The organism is Streptococcus parasanguinis CC87K (assembly GCF_000507765.1).
GTDB classification, from domain to species: Bacteria; Bacillota; Bacilli; order Lactobacillales; family Streptococcaceae; genus Streptococcus; species Streptococcus parasanguinis_J.
The window spans coordinates 1267023-1289220 of sequence record NZ_KI669401.1; the positions used below are offsets into that span (position 1 = coordinate 1267023).

Annotated in this window: 17 protein-coding genes and 1 riboswitch; of the genes, 10 read left to right on the forward strand and 7 right to left on the reverse strand. The window is 44.4% G+C overall.

Annotated elements, in window-relative coordinates; all coding sequences use genetic code 11:
- Positions 1–32 precede the first annotated feature (32 nt).
- Entirely contained in the window at positions 33–881 is an 849-nt protein-coding gene (locus HMPREF1195_RS06055) for a mechanosensitive ion channel family protein (protein WP_023919130.1), read from the reverse strand.
- A 137-nt stretch (positions 882–1018) separates the two neighbouring features.
- Here HMPREF1195_RS06055 and sstT point away from each other — a divergent pair, with 137 nt between their 5' ends.
- Positions 1019–2236, forward strand: coding sequence for a serine/threonine transporter SstT (gene sstT / locus HMPREF1195_RS06060; RefSeq protein ID WP_023919132.1), 1218 nt, complete (start codon positions 1019–1021; stop codon positions 2234–2236).
- A gap of 53 nt (positions 2237–2289) precedes the next feature.
- On the opposite strand, the gene HMPREF1195_RS06065 is transcribed toward sstT, so the two are convergent.
- The 5 genes from HMPREF1195_RS06065 to HMPREF1195_RS06085 all read right to left on the reverse strand — a co-directional run bounded on the left by HMPREF1195_RS06065 (position 2290) and on the right by HMPREF1195_RS06085 (position 9241).
- Positions 2290–3621 (reverse strand): alanine/glycine:cation symporter family protein, encoded by a 1332-nt coding sequence (locus tag HMPREF1195_RS06065; RefSeq protein ID WP_023919134.1) that lies wholly within the window; start codon positions 3619–3621, stop codon positions 2290–2292.
- Positions 3622–3723: 102 nt separating this feature from the next.
- Positions 3724–3818: riboswitch (glycine riboswitch) on the reverse strand.
- 129 nt (positions 3819–3947) lie between these two features.
- Positions 3948–5366: a C69 family dipeptidase gene (locus HMPREF1195_RS06070; protein ID WP_023919136.1), complete on the reverse strand. Its 1419-nt coding sequence runs from the start codon at positions 5364–5366 to the stop codon at positions 3948–3950.
- Positions 5367–5972: 606 nt separating this feature from the next.
- Positions 5973–8312, reverse strand: a complete 2340-nt coding sequence (locus HMPREF1195_RS06075; protein ID WP_023919138.1) for an endonuclease MutS2 — start codon at positions 8310–8312, stop codon at positions 5973–5975.
- 73 nt (positions 8313–8385) lie between these two features.
- Positions 8386–8940, reverse strand: a complete 555-nt coding sequence (locus HMPREF1195_RS06080; RefSeq protein ID WP_023919139.1) for a CvpA family protein — start codon at positions 8938–8940, stop codon at positions 8386–8388.
- A 10-nt stretch (positions 8941–8950) separates the two neighbouring features.
- Positions 8951–9241, reverse strand: a complete 291-nt coding sequence (locus HMPREF1195_RS06085) for a hypothetical protein (protein ID WP_003005477.1) — start codon at positions 9239–9241, stop codon at positions 8951–8953.
- A gap of 136 nt (positions 9242–9377) precedes the next feature.
- Here HMPREF1195_RS06085 and rnhC point away from each other — a divergent pair, with 136 nt between their 5' ends.
- The 3 genes from rnhC to recD2 all read left to right on the forward strand — a co-directional run bounded on the left by rnhC (position 9378) and on the right by recD2 (position 13427).
- Positions 9378–10274 (forward strand): ribonuclease HIII, encoded by an 897-nt coding sequence (rnhC, locus tag HMPREF1195_RS06090; RefSeq protein WP_037599402.1) that lies wholly within the window; start codon positions 9378–9380, stop codon positions 10272–10274.
- A 3-nt stretch (positions 10275–10277) separates the two neighbouring features.
- Positions 10278–10928 (forward strand): signal peptidase I, encoded by a 651-nt coding sequence (lepB, locus tag HMPREF1195_RS06095; protein WP_023919143.1) that lies wholly within the window; start codon positions 10278–10280, stop codon positions 10926–10928.
- A gap of 66 nt (positions 10929–10994) precedes the next feature.
- Positions 10995–13427 (forward strand): SF1B family DNA helicase RecD2, encoded by a 2433-nt coding sequence (recD2, locus tag HMPREF1195_RS06100; RefSeq protein ID WP_023919145.1) that lies wholly within the window; start codon positions 10995–10997, stop codon positions 13425–13427.
- A gap of 231 nt (positions 13428–13658) precedes the next feature.
- Here recD2 and dinB read toward each other — a convergent pair whose 3' ends face one another.
- Positions 13659–14765, reverse strand: a complete 1107-nt coding sequence (gene dinB, locus HMPREF1195_RS06105; protein WP_023919147.1) for a DNA polymerase IV — start codon at positions 14763–14765, stop codon at positions 13659–13661.
- Positions 14766–15025: 260 nt separating this feature from the next.
- Between dinB and pflB the strand changes: the two genes are divergently transcribed.
- The 6 genes from pflB to HMPREF1195_RS06135 all read left to right on the forward strand — a co-directional run bounded on the left by pflB (position 15026) and on the right by HMPREF1195_RS06135 (position 21947).
- Positions 15026–17341, forward strand: coding sequence for a formate C-acetyltransferase (gene pflB, locus HMPREF1195_RS06110; protein WP_003005386.1), 2316 nt, complete (start codon positions 15026–15028; stop codon positions 17339–17341).
- Between the two features lie 418 nt (positions 17342–17759).
- The gene (locus tag HMPREF1195_RS06115; protein ID WP_023919150.1) at positions 17760–18518 is read left to right on the forward strand and encodes a threonine/serine exporter family protein; all 759 of its coding nucleotides are present in this window, start codon (positions 17760–17762) and stop codon (positions 18516–18518) included.
- Positions 18519–18522: 4 nt separating this feature from the next.
- Positions 18523–18990: a threonine/serine exporter family protein gene (locus HMPREF1195_RS06120; protein WP_023919151.1), complete on the forward strand. Its 468-nt coding sequence runs from the start codon at positions 18523–18525 to the stop codon at positions 18988–18990.
- A 106-nt stretch (positions 18991–19096) separates the two neighbouring features.
- Positions 19097–19333: a hypothetical protein gene (locus HMPREF1195_RS11300; RefSeq protein WP_037599499.1), complete on the forward strand. Its 237-nt coding sequence runs from the start codon at positions 19097–19099 to the stop codon at positions 19331–19333.
- Positions 19334–19512: 179 nt separating this feature from the next.
- A complete protein-coding gene (locus tag HMPREF1195_RS06130; protein WP_023919155.1) occupies positions 19513–20685 on the forward strand; it encodes a hydroxymethylglutaryl-CoA synthase in 1173 nt (390 codons plus the stop codon).
- Positions 20685–21947, forward strand: a complete 1263-nt coding sequence (locus HMPREF1195_RS06135; protein WP_023919157.1) for a hydroxymethylglutaryl-CoA reductase, degradative — start codon at positions 20685–20687, stop codon at positions 21945–21947. The genes HMPREF1195_RS06130 and HMPREF1195_RS06135 overlap by 1 nt, the downstream gene beginning before the upstream one ends.
- Positions 21948–22198 lie beyond the last annotated feature (251 nt).

A 22198-nucleotide genomic window follows, 5' to 3' on the forward strand; every position in this document is an offset into this window, starting at 1 on the left:
TTATCTACATTCTAATTTCTGAGCTTTTCTTATTACATGATCCCGTTCTTTCCTGTCGGTAGGCTAATCCCTGCTTCCATCAAGGCATCATGGTAGAGTTTATAGTAGGTATGATAGACAGTTGTCTGGGTTCCATTTTGCGCAGTCATAGCAATGCGGAAGGAATAACGACCATTTTTTTCAATCTGTGGGCCTAATATCGTAGGACCTGTCAACACTTCTGGGTGTTTGTCTTGTTGAGACTGATTAACCTGAGCAATCACCTGATAGATCTTGTCGAGATCGGTATTCGCATCTAGCGGAATATCCACCAGCACGCGCATATCACCACGTGAGAGATTGCTGACGACGGTGATATTGCGATTCGGAACAAAGTGGAGAGTCCCATCAAAGTCCCGCACCTGGGTCGTCCGAATCCCGACACTGCTGACGATTCCGGCAATATTGATAGACCCATTCGTGAGACGAACATTGTCTCCCACGTCCAACTGGCGTTCTAAAAGGATAAAGAAACCATTGACCAAATCGGAAAGAAAGCCCTGGGCTCCCATCCCAATCGCCACCCCAGCAATCCCAGCACCAGCCAAGAGACTAGAGACTGGAAGACCCAGAATCGACAAAATCCAGTAGATCAAGATGAAATACAAACAATAGTTTAAAAGGCTCTCAATCAAACGGAGAATCGTATTTTTACGGGCTTCATCCTGCACCGTATATTTAAAGGAAGGAGCTAAAATCCGCTTGACCAGACTATGGATGACCTTTTTAGCGATAAAAAATAAGAGAAAGACAAAAATCAGAGAGATGCATTTTGACATCAGATCATCAAAAATCTTTGTCCAGTCCATTTTACTGAAATAACGTTGGAAAGCTTGACTCATTTATTCGGGCCTTTCTAACAAAGAATAGTATGATTATATCAAATATTCGGAAATAAGGCTATTTTTTGAAAATGTCATTGCTTTTCGTCCTTAACTATCGTATAATATTCCTTAATTATTTTTTTAGGAGTTCTTACATGATTCATCGATTGATTACCACTTGGAATAAAACCAACCTTATGAAAAGGATCGCAATCGGGATTGTACTTGGAGTCATCCTAGCCCTTATCTTCCCGAAAGCAACTGGCATTGGACTCTTAGGAGAGTTCTTTGTTGGAGGGCTCCGTGCGATCGCACCCCTTCTGGTCTTTGCGCTCGTCGCAAATGCCCTCTCCCAACACCAAAAAGGGACAGAGACCAATATGAAAAAGGTCATCGTCCTCTATCTCCTAGGAACCTTTGCAGCTGCCTTCGTCGCTGTTTTGGTCAATTACATTTTCCCTATCACCATTACCCTGACTGGAAAGGCCGCTGAAGGATCCTCTCCAAACGGGATTGGCGAAGTGATTAGTAACCTCTTGCTCAAGATCGTCGACAACCCGGTCAACGCCTTGCAGCAAGCCAACTACATTGGGATCCTTTCTTGGGCAACCGTCTTTGGGATTGCCATGAGAGAGGCGAGTGAACATAGTAAAGACCTCCTCCAAACTCTAGCAGACATCACTTCAAAAATTGTTGAGTGGATTATCAACCTAGCTCCATTTGGGATCTTAGGCTTGGTCTTCACGACCATCGCTGGCCAAGGACTCAGTGCCCTTAGTAACTACGGGATTCTCTTACTTGTTTTGGTTGGTACCATGGCATTTGTAGCCCTGGTCATCAATCCATTGATCGTCTTTTTCATGATTCGCAAGAACCCTTATCCCCTTGTTTTTAAATGCCTCCGTGTCAGTGGGGTAACAGCCTTCTTCACGCGAAGCTCTGCAGCCAATATCCCTGTCAATATGCGTCTCTGTGAAGAGTTGGGGCTGAACCCAGACACCTATTCTGTCTCCATTCCACTTGGTTCAACTGTAAACATGGCAGGCGCAGCCGTGACGATCAATATTTTGACGCTCGCTGCTGCCAATACCCTGCACATTCAGGTTGACTTTGGAACGGCGCTCATTCTGAGTGTGGTAGCGGCTATCTCTGCTTGTGGAGCATCTGGAGTTGCGGGAGGATCTCTCCTTCTCATCCCTGTTGCTTGTAGCCTCTTTGGTATCACCAATGATTTGGCCATGCAAGTCGTCAGCGTCGGCTTTATCATCGGGGTCATCCAAGACTCTTGTGAAACAGCCCTCAACTCTTCGACAGATGTGCTCTTCACTGCCATCGCCGAAATGAGCAGCTGGCCAAAAGAAAAACGCTATTAAATGTTCCTATCTCACATAGACAAGAAAACCCAGACCTCGCGATCTGGGTTTTCTTATTTCTTAAAGTATTGTTTGCTTTCTTTGATGATGACAGGGGAGAGGGCTAAGAGGGCAATCAGGTTGGGCAAAGCCATCAGCCCATTAACAATATCCGCAATCACCCAGACCAGATCCAGTTTAAGGAAACCTCCCAGTCCAACCATAAAAACAAAGAAGGTCCGATAGAGGTTGATATGTTTAACACCAAATAGGAATTCAAAACACCGCTCTCCGTAATAAGACCATCCAAGAATAGTCGTGGTCGCAAAAAGCACCAAACATAGGGTCAGAATGATGCCTCCGACTAGGCCAAAGACGCCTGTAAACGTATCCTGAGTCAGGGTACTAGTGCTGCCCTTAGCCATCCACTCACCTGAAACCAAGAGCGAAAGTCCTGTCAAACTACAGATGATAATGGTGTCAATAAAGGTTCCTGTCATGGAGATCAAACCTTGCTCGACGGGCTCATTGGTCTTCGCTGCGGCGGCTGCAATGGGTGCAGATCCGAGACCAGATTCATTGGAGAAAACCCCACGCGCCACCCCTTTTTGGATAGCCATTTTGACCGTTGCTCCTGCAAAACCTCCCATGGCTGCAGTCCCTGTAAAAGCACCCGAAAAGACTGCTTTTAAGGCTGGAAGCAATTGGTCCAGATGCAAGGCAATGATCGTAACAGTCGCAAAGATATAGGCAGCAGCCATAAAAGGGACCACTTTTTCAGAGACTTTGGAAATCCAGTGAATCCCTCCAAAGATGATGGTCGAAACCACCAGCGCAATCACTACACTAGCCACTTCTGGAGCTATTCCAAAACTTGCTTGAAGGGATCCCGTAATGGAATTAACCTGGGTCATGGTTCCGATCCCAAAGAGAGCTACCAACACTCCTGCAACCGCAAAGAAAATAGCCAGTGGTCGCCACTTCTCTCCCATCCCGTGAAGAATGTAGTACATCGGACCACCCGAGATGTGACCATTGTCATCCTTGGTCCGATAACGAATGGCTAAGAGCCCTTCTGCATACTTGGTCGCCATTCCAAAGAAAGCAGCCATCCACATCCAAAAGAGGGCACCTGGGCCACCTGTCTGAATCGCTGTAGCTACCCCTACAATATTCCCCGTCCCTACAGTAGCCGCTAGAGCTGTCGCAAGTGCTCCGAAACTCGAGATATCCCCGTGTCCCTCATCTTCTGTAAAGATCAAGCGAAAAGCTTTTGGAAGGTAGCGTATCTGAAGCAAACCCAAGCGAAGGGTCAGGTAGATCCCTGTTCCTACCAAGAGCACCAATAACGGGGCGCCCCACACTAGATTATCGAGTTGTTGAAAAAACTGCAATACATGATCCATTTTCTGTCTCCTTTTTCATCGACCGCTCGACAGAAAAGAGAAAAAGAAAGAGCACATGTCAAACATGTACTCTGGTCCTGCTTAAAATAGGGGGCTTTCCCTATCTTTCGCTCTGTCCTTTTACCTGAGAGTTTGAGTAGATGTATCCTCTACCTTGCCCCTTCGGTGCCATTTCTGGTCTCTCCAGAGTTCCGTCCATTCACAGTTACTCACGCTCCTGCAAACTTCATTCGGTCGTATGTAATTTTCTCTATTTTAATCGATTTTCAAAAGTTTGTCAATCATTTCTGAAAATATATTGTAAACCACCTGAAAATTTACGGTTTTTAATCACTCAAGGAGAAGTGATTGGTCATGAGGTTGCTAGCATCGAGCAAAATCTTGTCCAAGAGTTGATCTGTCGCTTCCTGGATTTGATCACTCATGGCTTGGTTTTCCGCTTCAAAATCAACGGTTTCACCTGCTGCAAGTGCACGATCGACTTTCTTGATGCGCGCATGTCCCCAGGCCATTGTCGTTTCTTGGTAATCGTCCAAATCACCAACATGGTGAGCATAGTGAGAATCTGCCAGTCCCGCAATAATCCGGTTGGCCCAGTAGAAGGAATCCGTTGTTACCTTAGCCGTCGTATTGGCAAAGTAGTCTGGCGTTGTATCCACTTGGGTAAAGAAAGGAACAGCTGTATTGTAAGGCATGGAGCCATAAGAAATCCATTGGATGCCTGTCGTTTCTTGTGGTTTATTGGGACGCAATTGCAGAATCGCTGTCTGGCTGGTCCGGTTGATCCCGATCGTCCGGAAGGTCCGCTGACTCACGTGATCTCCTTCAGGACCATAAGGATCGTAGATAGTGTCTTGGTAGTGGTTGCTCAAGATATATTTGACATCTTCAATCGTTACCTTACGATAAGGTTTTTGACACCAAGGAATCTCAAAGCTCCGTGGATCCTGCTCGATTTCAGGATTGAGGAAACGCTGGATGGCCCAAGCCCGCGGTGTATTGTAGTGACGGTCCTTGTCTTTTTGGCTACCAAAGGCATAGCGTGGATTAAAACCTTTCCCTTCTTGATCCAGAATCAAATGGTACTCTGTGACAAAATGTTCAAGATCCGGGTCACAAAGAAACTCATCTGGATTGCCAAATTCAAAATAATCACTTCCCAGTTGGTTCGGGTTAGTCACATAGGCATCATCAGGGACACGGCGCGCCATCCAGTGGTGACCTCCGATGGTTTCCAACCACCAGATTTCATTCACATCTGAAATCGCGATCCCGTTAGACTCATAAGTTCCGTACTCTTCCAAGATCTTCCCGAGACGCAAGACCCCTTCGCGGGCAGTCTTGACATAAGGCAAGACCAAGGTCAACATGTCTTCCTCACCGATGCCACTCTCTACAAGAGGATCTGCCCCTAGCACACGGCTATTGGTCGTAATGGTCTCTGTCTCACTCATAGCTACATTGTAGACATTGATCCCAGCTTCTCCCCAGATCCCGTCTTTAGGAATCGCATCTGGAACCGCTGTATAGCGAACTGGATTACCTGGTAAGTCGATTTCAAAAGTTGATAAAACAGACTTGTAATGACGCGGTTGATCTTCTGGTTTGACCACGATCAATTTCTTGGGCGTAAAAACGCCATTTTGAGAATCCTCCGTTCGAGCTACAATGGTCGAACCATCATAGCTAGCATTTTTTCCGACTAGAATCGTTGTACACGAATCTGCACTTTCACGTTTACGCATGCGTATCCTCCCAAATCATTCATTGCCTCTATTATAGCACTTTTAAAAGGGAGGACCTACTGAAAATCAGATTTAAAAGCGAATCCTTTTCAACAACTTTCAATCATTTTCATTTTATAAAATTTTAAAAACCCTAGCTGATAAACAGCTAGGATTTAGAATGTAGATAAATTTTTTTACTTAAAACAACTTAAGTGATATGGAATAATTAAAACTGATACATACTAATAGGCTCATTCAAACATATACTGAAACTTTCCGCCGTGAGAAAAGTGACTGAAACACAATTGTTTCAGTCACTCGGGAGTTTTGAGAGTAAAACAGTTTGGGGAACTGTTTTAGCCTGAGCCTAAAAATTGAAAAGGGAAGAGGCTCAAAACGAATTGAACTCGGGCTGCGGATTGTGTCAAAAAGATAAGTTCTCCTAGAATCAAAAGATTTCGCGTCAAACTTCCTATTTTGACTTTATCCGCAGACGCCCTCTGTATCTTAATTTAGTCATGGAACTTCTTCGAAGTTCGCTGACGTCCGTACTCACCTAAGGAAAGTTTCTAAGATAACTTTTTCTTCAATCTGAATCTAGCTAATGAAAAGCTAGGGCTTGACTTATCCTTTAAACGTAACAATAGTCGCGCCACTTCCGCCCGCATTTTGGGGGGCATATTCAAAACTTTTGACGTGTTTGTTGCGGCGGAGGTACTTGGTCACCCCTTCACGGATAACTCCCGTCCCGATTCCGTGGATGATATCGACTTGGGCCATGTTGTTGAGCAGAGCCTGATCAATAAAGCCATCTAGCTCTTGCATGGCTTCTTCATAGCGTTTTCCACGAAGGTCTAGACGCGCTCTCGGCCCACTCGTGTTCGAGCGTTTGACGACATTCACCTGGCGTTTCTTAGGTTGAGTCGCTTCTTTTTCAGCCTTGATGAGGTTGAATTCTTTTTCTTCCAAGGTCATCTTGATCAAGCCAACTTGTGCCTCCCAGCGACCATCTTTGAGTTGCTTGACCAGGGTTCCACGTTGGCCATAGCTGATAACCAAGATTTCATCTCCTACCTTAGGAGCACGCGCCTTTTTGGCTTTTTTCAAAACCTTATTTTTAGAAAGGTCAACGATCTCAGGAGCGAGTTTTTTCAACTGAGCCTTGGCTTCAATGATTTCATGTGGTTTCAACTGGGATTTAGCGTGAAGGCCTTGAAGGATGCGGTCACTCTCTGAGAGGGCCATGTCCACAATTTCCTTGGCTTCTTCCCTCGCCTTATTGAGCTCTGTTTCTCTCTCTCTGGTCAGTTCGTTATAGAGTTTTCGAAGAGCACGATTGAATTTGAGATTTTCTTGCTCGACCTCTTGAATGGTATCCAAGCGCTTGCGACTTTCTAAGGTCTGCGCCTCCAATTTTTCAATAATTTGATTGACATCGTTATCCGTATTGGTCATCTTCATGGCATCCTGGATAATGGTCTCAGACAAGCCCAAACGGCGGGCGATCTCAAAGGCATTGGAGCGACCAGGAACTCCTTGCATGAAGCGATAGGTCGGACGCAGACTCGCGGTATCAAATTCCATACTGGCATTTTGCACTCCTGCAGTCTCAATTCCATAAGCCTTGAGCTCTGGATAGTGGGTTGTCGCCATGGTCTTAATCCCGCGTAAGCGCAGGTCTTCTAGGATAGCAATAGCAAGGCCAGCCCCCTCTTGAGGATCGGTTCCAGCCCCCAACTCATCCAGAAGGATCAAGGAGGCGGTATCCACTTGATTCAAGATAGATACGATATTGGTCATATGACTGGAGAAGGTCGACAAGCTCTGCTCGATCGATTGTTCATCTCCAATATCTGCAAAGACCTGTGAGAAGATGCCCACACGACTACCTGGATCTGCTAGGATGGGAAGACCAGACTGGGCCATAATTTGCGCTAATCCCAGCGTTTTTAGCATGATGGTTTTCCCCCCTGTATTGGGACCGGTAATCACGATTTCTGTCAAGTCCTCGGTAAAATGTAGGTCATTCGCGACAGCATTTTCAATCAAGGGATGACGTAGTTGCAAGAGCTGAATAGAGCGATTGCTGCTAACCTCTGGTACCACTGCCTTACAATCGCGCATAAACCGATACTTGGCTTTGATCAAGTCCAAGTGACCGATAATCCAAGCGTTATTTGCAATCTCTGCCGCATGAGGGCGCAGGGTGTCAGACAATTCCTCCAGAATCTGAATGATTTCATATCGTTCATCGGCTCGATGGTTGGCAATTTCTTCATTGAGATTGACGACTGCCCGAGGCTCGATATAAACGGTATTTCCGCTGGCTGAGATATCGTGGACCACCCCTGCAATGCGGTTACGATAGGTGTTTTTTACTGGTAGAACATTGCGGCCATTCCGACTAGCAATCACAGCATCCGCTAACATATCGGCCTTGCTTTTCAGCAGGTCTTGGAGAATCTCTCTGACCTGGTGTTCATTTTCCTGGATTCGACGGCGGATTTTGGCCAATTTTTCACTGGCAAAAGACTCGACAAAGCCTCCTTCGTTGATAGCTTGAAGCCCACCTTGTAGGCGTGGTAAATCCACCAAATTGTCAAAGAGGCGATTGAGCCTTTCCAGACGGACATTTTCCAAGTTGTCGTAGAAATCCTTGAGCTCATGTGTCACCCGAAGGACAGCTTTTAGCGCTAGTAATTCATCGATATTGAGAGATGCCTCCATCTCCAAACGCTTGGCCACTGGACGGACATCTTGAATGGTCGACACGGCAAAGCGAGGCTCTTCCAAGAGGATCTGCTCCATATCTTCCAACTCCATAAAGGCCGTTTCGATGCTTTCTTTTTTATCAGTTGGAGTAAGGGCTACTAGCTCCATCTCCCCTTGTTCTGTCTGTAGATAGGGTTCAAAGAGTTGCTTGACCTTGTCAAACTCCAGAATATCTAAGATTTTTTTATTCATGTTTCTCCTACAAAAAAAGTGAGCGTCCTTCCTTGAATCGGACTTGTCTCACTCCTTTCTTCATTTTTGCTCCTTAAGCTCCGATAATCGCAGTCACCCACAAGTTGTGGAACAGACTGGAACTGATCGGGGTATGAAGGATAATAAAGCGGATCAATCCACTTGCATTTAGTCTATTTTGGATGGAAGCCATGGGAACTGTCGAGAGGACAGTCAAGCCCATCTGGATGACCAAGAGAGTTATCACGACGGCGATCACACCCGCTCCGATTTGATACTTGCGATCCTCCAGTTTTTCTGGCTGAGGTACCAAGTGCATAAAGATCCCAATCACACGACCAATCAGGTAGATCATCGCAAAAATCAACACATAAGCTAAACCTGCATAAAAGATGTCATCTAATTGAAATAGGTAGCGGTTGGCATAAAAATAATTCACCGATTGCCGAGTAGGACTCGAAAAAGGAACCCATAGAGACAACACCTTGGCCAGCCCCTTGTAGCTACCACCTGCAATCAAGAGGGCCACTAAGGTCACTAGAAAATAATAGGACTGGAGAATAATCCCTCTTGCATAGCCAATATAAAAGCTCCATGCCAAAATCAATAAGATTAAGAAAGTTAACATGTATCTCCTCTTATTTGGATGATTTATCCTTTAAGTCGTCTAAAGCCTTGCGACGAAAATCATCTAATTCTTTTTCTTTGTCGTCAAACTCAATCTCGCGATTCAGTTGCATGGACAAACTGTTTACTGCCAATAAGATCGCGATGGTTTCATCATCTGCCTCTGGCATTTGTTCCTTAATTGCTTGGTATTTTTCTTTCGCAACACGTTCGACTTCTTCCATAAACAAATTATCATGGTTGGTTGTTAAAGTGAGCGCTTTGTTTCCAAATGTAAATTTATATCTATTTAAGCTCGCCATAAAAATCACCTCACGGTATTATACCAAAAAAGGCTAGCTTTGTCAGTAGCAAAGCCCCTCTTCACAGGGATTTTCCAGTGGATTCTTTCTTTCTTTTTGCTCCCTCTCTCCCTGAATTTGTGGTACAATAGTGGTTATGGAAAGTATGACACTCACTCCAACACAGGAGCAAATTCTTGATTTTGTCCATACCTATCGCAGTTCTCTCACTCAAAGCAAGAATCCTCATATGGATTATTTCTTTCGACTAGAGGGAGCGACCGTTTCGATCTACAAGTCTGGAAAAGTCTTGCTTCAGGGCAATGACCTTACTCCTTACCTGGCCTTTTTCGGGCAAGATGCTGGGAACCCTAAGCCTTCTACTTCATCTGCACGACAAGATCTAGCCATGATCGGAACCGACGAGGTCGGAAACGGCTCTTATTTTGGTGGACTCACCGTCGTTGCATCCTTTGTCACACCTGACCAACACGACTGGCTTAAAAAACTTGGCGTGGGAGATTCAAAGACCTTGGATGATCGAAAAATTCAGCAATTGGCTCCTCTCCTTGAGGAAAACATCCAGCACCAAGCACTCTTATTGTCCCCTAAGAAGTACAATGAAGTCATCGCTTCTGGTTACAATGCTGTTTCGGTCAAAGTGGCCCTACACAATCAGGCCATCTATCTTCTATTAAATAAAGGAGTCCAAGCAGAGCGAATTGTGATCGATGCCTTTACGACGGCTAAAAACTACCAAAAATACGTGAAAGCTGAAAAAAATCAAGTCTCCCAAGCCATTGAGTTGGAAGAAAAAGCAGAAGGTAAGTATTTAGCCGTTGCGGTTAGTTCCATCATCGCCCGCAATCTCTTCCTTCAAAATCTGGAAGATCTGGGCAAGAAACTGGGCTATAATCTCCCTAGTGGTGCAGGGGCGAAGTCAGACCAAGTCGCTGCTAAATTGCTTCAGACCTACGGGATGAAAGCTCTGGATTATTGTGCCAAACTCCATTTTAAAAACACAGAAAAAGCAAAGAAATTACTAGAAAGATAAGTTATGTCAAAAAGAAGTTCAAAACATTCATCTAGCTCACCAGTGGTGAGCTTCCTTAAAGAATGGGGCCTCTTCAGCATCATTGTTGGTCTCATCATCGCCTCACGTATCTTCCTTTGGGCTCCGGTCAAGGTGGATGGCCATTCGATGGATCCAACCCTAGCTGATAGCGAGTACCTCCTTGTGGTCAACCACCTCTCGATTGATCGTTTCGACATTGTCGTTGCCAGTGAAAAAGACGACGATGGCAAAACCAAGGACATCGTCAAACGGGTCATCGGTCTTCCTGGAGATACCATTCAATACGATAATGATACCCTGTATATCAATGGGAAAAAGACCAATGAGCCCTATTTGAAAGACTACATCGCTCGTTTCAAAAAAGATAAATTGCAATCGACCTACACTGGAAAAGGGTTCGAAGAAAACGGAGAACTCTTCCGCCAATTGGCCAATACAGCTCAAGCTTTTACTGTAGACAAGGACGGCAATCCTAAATTTACCTTGAAGTTGCTCGACGATGAATACCTCTTACTCGGAGATGACCGGATCGTTTCAAAAGATAGCCGTCAGGTCGGAGCTTTCAAGAAAGAACAAATCAAAGGGCAAGCCGTCTTTAGACTATGGCCTATCTACCCTTTCAAAACTTATTAGTATAGATCAAAAAACTAAGGCTGAGGCAATACGTCCCAGCCTTGCTTTATAAAAAGGAAAGAAACGATGGAATATTATTTTTCTGGTACTATTGAGCGCATTATTTTTGAAAATCCTAGCAGTTTTTTTCGAATCCTCTTACTCGACATTAGCGATACAGATGCAGAAGACTTTGATGATTTTGAGATCATTGTGACAGGCACCATGGCAGATATCATGGAAGGCGAAGACTACACCTTCTGGGGGGAGCTGGTCCATCATCCTAAATACGGAGAACAACTCAAAATCAGTCGCTATGAACGTGCCAAACCCTCTAGCAAGGGCTTGGTGAAATATTTTTCCAGCGATCACTTCAAAGGAATTGGTCTCAAAACGGCTCAAAAAATCGTGGACCTCTATGGGGACAATACCATTGACAAAATTTTGGAAGCTCCTGAAAAATTAGAAGAAATTACTGGTCTCTCCAAGAAAAACCGCCTAGCTTTTGTGGAAAAACTTCGTCAGAATTACGGAACGGAACGCATTCTCGCCCAACTAGCCAATTATGGCATTCCCAATAAATTGGCCTTTCAGATCCAGGATTTCTACAAGGAAGAAACTCTCCAGATCGTGGAGCAACAGCCCTACCAATTGGTGGAAGACATCCAAGGTATGGGCTTTAAAATCGCGGACCAACTAGCAGAAGAATTGGGTATTGCAAGTGACGCTCCCGAGCGTTTCCGAGCGGGTCTGATCCACAGCCTCTTTAGCTACTCTATCGAGACTGGAAATACCTATATCCAAGCCAAGGACCTCCTGCGCTATACCATTGACCTTCTAGAATCAGCTCGTCCAGTAGAATTGGATCCTTCCACTGTCGCCCAAGAATTAGGCCACCTCATCGAGGAAGACAAGGTCCAAAACGTGGACACCAAGATCTTTGACAACAGCCTTTTCTTTGCGGAGGAAGGGATTCGCAGTCATATTGGCCGATTGCTGGAGAAGGGTAAAAAAGCTTCGTTTGACCCTGAGAAAATCAACCAGGCGATTGAGGATGTTGAAAAAGATTTGGGGATTCGCTACGATGCGATTCAAAAAGAGGCGATTCACCAAGCTATCCAAAACAAGGTCTTTATCCTCACCGGGGGACCAGGGACAGGAAAGACTACCGTTATCAATGGGATGATCAGCGTCTATGCCCAACTCCACCAGCTGGATCTTCGGAAGAAAAAAGACCTTCCGATCCTGCTGGCTGCCCCAACGGGACGAGCAGCTAGGCGCATGAATGAGCTGACAGGACTTCCGAGCGCCACTATCCACCGCCATTTGGGGATGACTGGGGATGATGACACCAGCCACTTAGAGGACTATCTGGATGCAGACTTTATCATTGTGGATGAATTTTCCATGGTTGATACCTGGCTGGCTAATCAATTACTTAGCAACATCGCAACAGATACGAAACTCTTGATTGTGGGGGATGCCGACCAATTACCTTCCGTCAGCCCTGGTCAGGTCTTGGCTGATCTCTTGCAGATCCCAAGCATCCCTCAGACCAAACTCGAACATATTTTCCGTCAGAGTGAGGACTCGACCATTGTCTCACTAGCAGGAGACATTCGCCAAGGCAAGCTTCCTCAAGATTTCACAGAACGAAAAGCTGACCGCTCTTATTTCGAAGCCGGAAGCGAACACATCCCTAAGATGATCGAACAAATCACTTCTGCTGCCCTTCGTAGTCAAATCCCTGCTCGAGATATCCAAGTCTTGGCACCCATGTACAAGGGCCAGGCCGGCATTGACAATATCAATACGCTCATGCAAGACCTTCTCAATCCAGCTGTCAAAGATCAGGTTGTTTTTGACACGCCAGACTGCCAATACCGCGATGGAGACAAGGTCATCCATCTGGTCAATGATGCAGAAAGCAATGTCTTTAACGGAGATATTGGCTACATCACCGATCTTCTCCCAGGAAAATATACAGAATCCAAGCAAGATGAATTGACCATCCAATTTGATGGCAATGAAATCGTCTACCCGCGCAATGAATGGTACAAGATTCGCTTAGCCTTTGCAATGAGTATTCACAAATCGCAAGGAAGCGAGTTTCCGGTGGTGATTCTACCCATTACCAATCAAAGCCACCGGATGTTGCAACGTAATTTGATCTATACTGCCATCACGCGCTCTAAGAGCAAGCTGATTCTCTTAGGAGAATACAGCGCCTTTGATTACGCCACTAAAAATACTGGTACTGCGCGCAAGACCTACTTGGTGGAGCGTTTCAGGGACCTGGACGGAGGCGAGGCAACCAAGAACTCTTCTTCATCCGTTGACACCGCTTCTGCTACAGTCGAATCTGCACGAAGCAAGGAAGAAACTGTTGAAACGAAAGCAGAGACGTCTAAGCCTACTGTCTATCGACTGACTGAAGACAATCTCCACACCATCTCTCCAATGATCGGACTGACTGAAGAAGAGATTGCAGCCTTTTTTGATGTCAAACAACTTAATTGATACCCCAAAAATTAAAATAATATATTTTTTAAGGCTCATTCAAATACAACTGAAACTTTCCGCCGTGAGAAAAGTGCTAGAAACACTGTGGTTTCTAGCACTCGGGAGTTTTGAAACTTTCGGTTCAAAACTAAGTCATGGAACTTCGTAGAAGTTCGCTGACGTCCGTACTCACCTAAGGAAAGTTTCTAAGATGACTTTGTCATAAATCTTAGGCGACTAGTGAACAAACTAGTCGTTTTCTTTTTCTTCCACCAAAGGCAACTCGGTATGATCGACGAAATTGGTCATGGTGACACCCAAGAGGCGGATTCCAGTATTTGTCGATTCAATTTCTTGAAAAATATGGCGAGCGGAACGATTGATCCGCTCAGCCTCTCGTGTTGGCTCCGTCAGTGTCATTCGCTTGGTCAGGGTGGTGAAGTCTCCATAGCGCACTTTTAAGACCAAGGTCTTTCCTTGCTTGCCGTGTTTTTCCAGCGATTGGGCCACCTTACTGGACAGATTGGTAATTTCTTCTAAAATATCATCTTCAGCATAAAGGAGCTTGCGGTAGGTCCGCTCTTTTCCGATCGACTTGCGGATGCGATGACTCTTGACAGGGCTATTGTGAATCCCTCGCGCCTTACGAAAGAGATCATAGCCAAAGCGCCCAAATCGATCAATCAAGGTCATCTCCGGGATAGCTAAAAGATCCGCGCCAGTATAGACACCCATCTCATGCAGGCGCTCCACTGTCTTCTTTCCTACCCCGTGAAATTTGGCAATGTCCATCTGGCTCAGGAAATCCTCAGCATCCTCCGGCAAGACCACCGTTAGGCCACGGGGTTTTTGGTAGTCACTCGCCATCTTTGCCAAAAACTTATTATAAGAAACACCCGCTGAAGCTGTGAGATGCAGCTCTTCCCAGATCGCATGCTGAATCAAGCGAGCAATCTTGACAGCTGATTTGCTCTGGATTTTATTTTCCGTCACATCTAGATAGGCTTCATCAATACTCATGGGCTCGATCACATCTGTATAACGCTTGAAAATCTCACGAACCTGCTCGCCCACTTCTCGGTATTTCTCATAATTTCCAGAGATAAAGATCGCTTGGGGACAAAGATCCAGCGCTTCTTTGGAACTCATAGCCGAATGAATGCCATATTTCCGTGCTTCATAGTTACAGGTCGAGACCACACCTCTCCCTCCTGATTGACGAGGGTCCTGGCCAATTACGACAGGCTTCCCCTTTAAACTAGGATTGTCTCTTTCTTCGACAGCAGCAAAAAATGCATCCATATCAATATGAATAATCTTGCGACTCGTATCATTCAACAATGGAAATATCAGCATTTTTCACCCTCCTTTTTTCTATTATAAGAAGAAAATTTTAGAATTGCAAAAATCGGCCCCTCCTAAAAACATGAAAATTGATGGAAATTCGTGTTCATTTTCAAAAATGTAGTACAGTATCGCAGAAGAGTTGAAACTGTATTATAAAAGAATCTGCTATTTTTCGCAATTTCTCTTTGTGTAACCGGTTTCTGTATGGTATACTACTATTGTAAGTGCAACAGATATAGTTGCTAGAAAGACAATAGAGGAAAATAAAAATGGTTGTTAAAACAGTCGTTGAAGCACAAGATATTTTTGACAAAGCCTGGGAAGGCTTCAAAGGTGAAGATTGGAAAGAAAAAGCAAGTGTTTCTCGCTTCGTTCAAGCTAACTACACACCTTATGATGGAGATGAAAGCTTCCTAGCTGGTCCAACTGAACGTTCTCTTCACATCAAGAAGATTGTTGAAGAAACAAAAGCTCATTACGAAGAAACTCGTTTCCCATACGATAACCGTCCAACATCTATCGCTGATATCGCAGCTGGATATATCGACAAAGAAAACGAAGTCATCTTCGGTATCCAAAATGATGAATTGTTCAAATTGAACTTCATGCCTCGTGGTGGTATCCGTATGGCGGAAACTACTTTGAAAGAAAATGGATACGAACCAGATCCAGCAGTTCATGAAATCTTCACAAAATACGTTACAACTGTAAACGATGGTATCTTCCGCGCTTACACTTCTAACATCCGTCGCGCTCGTCACGCTCACACTGTAACTGGTCTTCCAGATGCTTACTCTCGTGGACGTATCATCGGTGTTTATGCACGTCTTGCTCTTTACGGTGCTGACTACTTGATGGCTGAAAAAGCAAACGACTGGAACTCTATTACTGAAATCGATGAAGAATCAATCCGTCTTCGTGAAGAAGTAAACCTTCAATACCAAGCACTTCAAGAAGTTGTTAAATTGGGTGACCTTTATGGTGTAGACGTACGTCGTCCTGCCTTCGATACAAAAGAAGCGATCCAATGGACAAACATCGCCTTCATGGCTGTCTGCCGTGTGATCAACGGTGCTGCTACTTCTCTTGGACGTGTGCCAATCGTTTTGGATATCTACGCTGAACGTGACTTGGCTCGTGGTACTTACACTGAATCAGAAATCCAAGAATTCGTTGATGATTTCGTTATGAAATTGCGTACTGTTAAATTTGCTCGTACAAAAGCTTACGACGAATTGTACTCAGGTGACCCAACCTTCATCACAACATCAATGGCTGGTATGGGTAACGACGGTCGTCACCGTGTTACTAAGATGGACTACCGTTTCTTGAACACTTTGGACAACATCGGTAACTCTCCAGAACCAAACTTGACAGTTCTTTGGACTGACAAATTGCCATACAACTTCCGTCGCTACTGTATGCACATGAGCCATAAACACTCTTCTATCCAATACGAAGGTGTAACAACAATGGCGAAAGACGGATACGGTGAAATGAGCTGTATCTCATGTTGTGTATCTCCACTTGACCCAGAAAACGAAGAACAACGCCACAACATCCAATACTTCGGTGCTCGTGTTAACGTTCTTAAAGCTCTTCTTACTGGTTTGAACGGTGGTTACGACGATGTTCATAAAGACTATAAAGTATTTGACATCGATCCAATCCGTGACGAAGTTCTTGAATTCGAATCTGTTAAAGCAAACTTCGAAAAATCTCTTGACTGGTTGACGGACACTTACGTAGATGCTTTGAACATCATCCACTACATGACTGATAAGTACAACTACGAAGCTGTTCAAATGGCCTTCTTGCCAACTCACCAACGCGCTAACATGGGATTCGGTATCTGTGGATTCGCTAACACTGTTGATACTTTGTCAGCAATCAAATATGCTACTGTTAAACCAATCCGTGACGAAGATGGCTACATCTACGATTACGAAACAATCGGTGAATACCCACGTTGGGGTGAAGATGACCCACGTTCTAACGAATTGGCAGAATGGTTGATCGAAGCTTACACTACTCGTCTTCGCAGCCACAAACTTTACAAGAACGCTGAAGCAACTGTTTCACTTCTTACCATCACTTCTAACGTTGCTTACTCTAAACAAACTGGTAACTCACCAGTCCACAAAGGGGTATACCTCAACGAAGATGGTTCTGTGAACTTGTCTAAATTGGAATTCTTCTCACCAGGTGCTAACCCATCTAACAAAGCTAAAGGTGGATGGTTGCAAAACTTGAACTCACTTGCTAGCCTTGACTTTGGTTACGCAGCTGATGGTATCTCACTCACTACTCAAGTATCACCACGTGCTCTTGGTAAAACTCGTGACGAACAAGTTGATAACTTGGTAACCATCCTTGATGGATACTTCGAAAACGGTGGACAACACTGTAACTTGAACGTTATGGACTTGAACGATGTTTACGAAAAGATCATGTCAGGTGAAGACGTTATCGTTCGTATCTCTGGATACTGTGTAAACACTAAATACCTCACTCCAGAACAAAAAACTGAATTGACACAACGTGTCTTCCACGAAGTTCTTTCAATGGATGATGCCTTGAACTAAGATTCAAATAGGTCTTAAAAACCAGTCGGAAACGGCTGGTTTTTTCATCCCCATCGCAAGAGTATTCTGAATTTTGAAAGAGTTTAAGAGCCTACTATATAGAGTTTGACAGCGCTTTCTCCAAGTGTTATAGTAGAGCTGTAAATAATATAGAAGGGGTGATCCTATGTTTTTAACATTTATTTTCGCTATTATTTGGCTCTTTATCCTGATTGCACTGATCTTTTTAGCAACCCTTCTCGTCCAGGATAGCACCGTGCAGCACCACCACCCGAGTTAACGAATGATAAGCCTAAACAATAGCTATTCTAAGCGAATTCAGAAAGGATAAGAAACAAACTAGAATTGTCAGATTTTAGTTCTGTCTCTCGTCCTTTTTTGCTATAATAGAAACAGATTATTTAGTAAGAAGGAAATTATGGAAGAGTCAAAACAGATCAACCAAGTGATCGACGTCCTGATGTTAGCTGGAACCCTCCTGATAGAGAGCGGTTCTGAGATTCACCGGGTCGAAGATACCATGATCCGGATCGCCCATTCACAGGGAATCGTCGATTGTAATGTTTTAGCGATGCCAGTCGCTATTTTCTTTTCAATTGAGAATGCCAATGTCACGCGCATGAAACGGATCTTGCGGACTAATTATAATATTGAAAAGGTCTGTGATGTCAATCAGATCTCTCGTCAACTCGTCTCTGGAGAGATCGATCTCGAGCAAGCCTACCAAGCCCTGAGCGAGTTGAAAATGAAGCGCGTTCCTTATACCAATCTCCAGTTGACCATTGCGGCAACCCTCAGTGCTCCTTTCTTCTCCATCATGTTTGGAGGAAATTTCTATGATGCGATTGGAGCAGGTATTGCGACTGTCTTTGCCTTTGCTTTTTCTCTTGTCGTTGAGAAATACGTTCGCATTCCTTTTGCCACTGCCTTTGCGGCCGCCTTTGTCTTTGGCTTTTTGGCCCATATCTGGACGCGCTATAGTGGTTTTCCTTCCAATACCGATCTCATTATCGCAGGCTGTGTCATGCCCTTCGTTCCTGGAATCGCTATGACTAATGCCGTCCGAGATCTGATGAATTACCACCTCAACTCTGGGATGAGCAAACTCTTTGAGACTCTCCTCATTACTCTTGCACTTGGTGCCGGTACAACCGTTGCCCTCGTCCTTATGAAATAAAATCATGAACCTAACTGAATTTTTAATCCAAGCGGTGGCCAGTTTGATTGCCATCATCACCTTTTTAATTGTCCTAAATGTGCAGCGCTCCATGTTGATTCCTGGAGGAACCTTAGGGATGGGCATCTGGCTACTTTACTATATCCTGAAAGGGCCTACCAATGTCATCGTTGCAACCTTTATCGCCGCCATTGTCGGCTCCTGTATCAGTCAGATTTTAAGTATCATTCTCAAGACGCCTGTCGTGGTCTTTATGTTGTCCATTCTCGCACCCTTGGTTCCTGGATATATTTCCTATCGCACCACTTCCTTCTTTGTCAGTGGTCAATATCGCCAAGCAGTGACCAGCGTGACCCTAGTTGTGATTCTGGCCTTGGTCATCTCCATCGGGATGGCTAGTGGATCTGTCGTCTTGAAACTCTACCATTCCTACCAACGCCATCAAAAAAGAAAAATGACCAATGCCAACTAGCATTGGTTGTTCAATTTTTATGAGTGTCATCGCTTGCATTTTCCACATAAAAGAATACAATAAAAGTGAAAAAACAAATCCTTTAAAGTATGCGAGGTGCTGTATGATGATAAACAAGTATATCAAGTATCTTCCTTATATAATTCTAGGAGCCCTCTCCTCCTATCTATTAGCGACTGATTATGCCCGTAATTCATTTGACTTGTTCTATCTGACCTTGAACTTTATGATTGTGAACATCGCTATACTCGTCTTCTACGAAAATGTTCTAAGAGACAAATGCAAAGAACTCTTCATACGAATCATGAGCAATCCTAAAAAGATAAGCAAGGATAAGAGTTGAAAAGCCATCTGAGGATGGCTTTTTCTTATAGATTCTCTATTTTTCTTTGAAACATTGCAAAATCGGTCCCGAGAATGATTTCCTTGCTGATCTAGCTTTTTCAAAGGAGTTTTACCCTTAAATATGGTAAAATAGTAACGAAATATACTAGTAGATATCAAATAAAAAAGAGGTTAAGAATGACAATTGGGATTGATAAGATTGGTTTTGCGACGAGCCCTTATGTCTTGCGTTTAGAAGATTTGGCCGCTGCTCGTGATACTGATCCCGAAAAACTGAGCAAGGGTCTTCTCTTAAAAGAACAAAGTGTTGCACCGATCACAGAAGACATCGTCACATTGGCTGCTACTGCAGCAGATGATATTTTAACAGACGAAGATAAAGAAGCGATCGACATGGTGATTCTTGCGACAGAATCTGGAATTGACCAGAGTAAGGCTGCTGCTGTTTTTGTCCATGGCTTACTAGACATCCAGCCTTTCGCTCGCTCTTTTGAGATGAAAGAAGCCTGTTATGCTGCGACTGCTGCCTTGGATTATGCTAAACTCCATGTTGAAAAATTTCCACAGAGTAAGGTTTTGGTCATTGCCAGTGACATTGCTAAATACGGAATTGGAACTCCTGGAGAACCAACACAGGGGGCTGGAGCGGTTGCTATGCTGATCAGCCAAAATCCTCGTATTCTATCTTTTAACGATGATAATGTTGCCCAAACACGCGATGTCATGGATTTTTGGCGTCCAAATTATGCGACAACTCCCTTCGTGAATGGGATTTATTCAACGCAACAATATCTAGATTCTCTGAAAACAACTTGGGCGGAATACCAGAAACGGACTGGCCTTACCTTGACAGACTTTGCGGCCGTCTGCTTCCATTTACCTTATCCAAAATTAGCTCTCAAGGGCTTGAAAAAAATCTTGGATAAGTCATTATCAGAAGAGAAAAAAGATCAATTACAATACAACTTTGATCAATCGATTCTATACAGCCAACGCGTGGGAAATATCTACACTGGATCTCTTTTCCTAGGCTTGCTGTCACTACTGGAAAATGACCCCCAACTCAAAGCTGGGGACCGAATCGCCCTCTTTAGCTATGGAAGTGGAGCGGTTTCTGAGATCTTTAGTGCCAACCTTGTTCCTGGTTTTGAGCAACTCTTAGATCACAAACGCATGGGAAAACTGGACCAACGTATGGTTCTTAGTGTTGCTGACTACGAACGACTCTTTTATGAGGAAGTAGATCTAGATCCTAGTGGCAATCAAGTGTTTGAGCCTGCTACGCATCAAACTTTTGCTTTGACAGAGATCAAGGAACACCAACGCACTTACCAGAAAGTAGAAAAATAATGGCACGATTACCAGGTTTTGCAAAACTTTCTCCCACAGAACGCATAGAGGCCTTACTGAAGGAAGGCCTCTTAACTTGGGATGAAGCACAGATCTTAAAAGAACAAAAGGGACTTCCCCTTTCTATTGCAGATCAATTGACGGAAAATGTCTTGTCGACTTTTGACTTGCCCTTTAGCCTTGCTCCTTATTTCCTGATCAATGGTCGTGACTATGTCCTTCCCATGGTCACAGAAGAGCCTTCCGTGGTAGCAGCTGCCAGCTTTGCGGCCAAGCTCATTCAACATTCAGGCGGTTTCACCACCCAGGTGTACCAACGCCAAATGATCGGTGAGATTACTCTGACGGATGTTGAAGACATGGAAGTTGCTAGCAAGCGTATCCTAGAAGACAAGAAAACCCTTCTTCAGCTCGCTAATGAAGCCTATCCTTCTATCGTTAAGCGTGGAGGTGGAGCGAGAGATCTTTGGGTCGAAAACAAGGGGGATTTTCTTATTGTCTACTTGGCCGTCGATCCCAAAGAAGCCATGGGAGCCAATATGCTCAACACCATGCTGGAAGCTCTGACCGATCGCATCCAGGAACTCTCTGGTGGTCAGGCCTTGATGGCAATTTTATCCAACTTGGCTACTCGCTCTTTAGTGAGTGCACGGTGTGCCATCGATTTTAAAGCACTGAGTCGAAATCCTGATGAAGCCATTGAGATTGCCCACCGGATGGAGCTAGCTAGCCAACTGGCTCAAGTGGATCCTTACCGTGCGGCTACTCATAACAAGGGAATTTTTAACGGGATTGATGCCCTAGTCCTTGCGACAGGCAATGACTGGCGGGCCATCGAAGCAGGAGCCCATGCCTATGCTGCACAAAGTGGTTCTTACAAGGGTTTGAGTCACTGGACAAGTCAGCCGGAAGAGAAAAAACTCTATGGAGAGATCACCCTACCAATGCCGGTTGCGACAAAAGGAGGCTCGATTGGCCTCAACCCAACGGTTCAAGTCAGCAACCGTTTGCTAGGAGAGCCTTCTGCTATTGAATTAGCAGGTATCATTGCGTCGCTCGGTTTGGCGCAGAATTTCGCGGCCCTCAAAGCCCTAGTCACCACAGGAATTCAAGCAGGACATATGAAACTCCAAGCACGCTCCCTAGCCCTTCTAGCAGGAGCAAAGGAAGAGGAAGTTCCCCGATTGGTCAGCCAACTCCTTGAAAACAAACCCTTTAACTTAGAGAAGGCACAAACACTCTTACAAGAATTGAGAAAATAAAAGAACTAAGACAAACTAATTCTTTAGTAAATTAGGTCAAGTGATTCTGCAAAGAAATAAAAATGAGTTCTAATTTTTTAAATGAATCGAGAATATAATGAAACTTTCCGCCGTGAAAAAAGTGCTAGAAACACTTTTGTTTCTAGCACTCGGAATTATTGAGACCTTAGGCTCAATAATTAGTCATGGAACTTCTTCGAAGTTCGCTGACGTCCGTCTTCACCTAAGGAAAGTTTCTAAGATGATTTTAT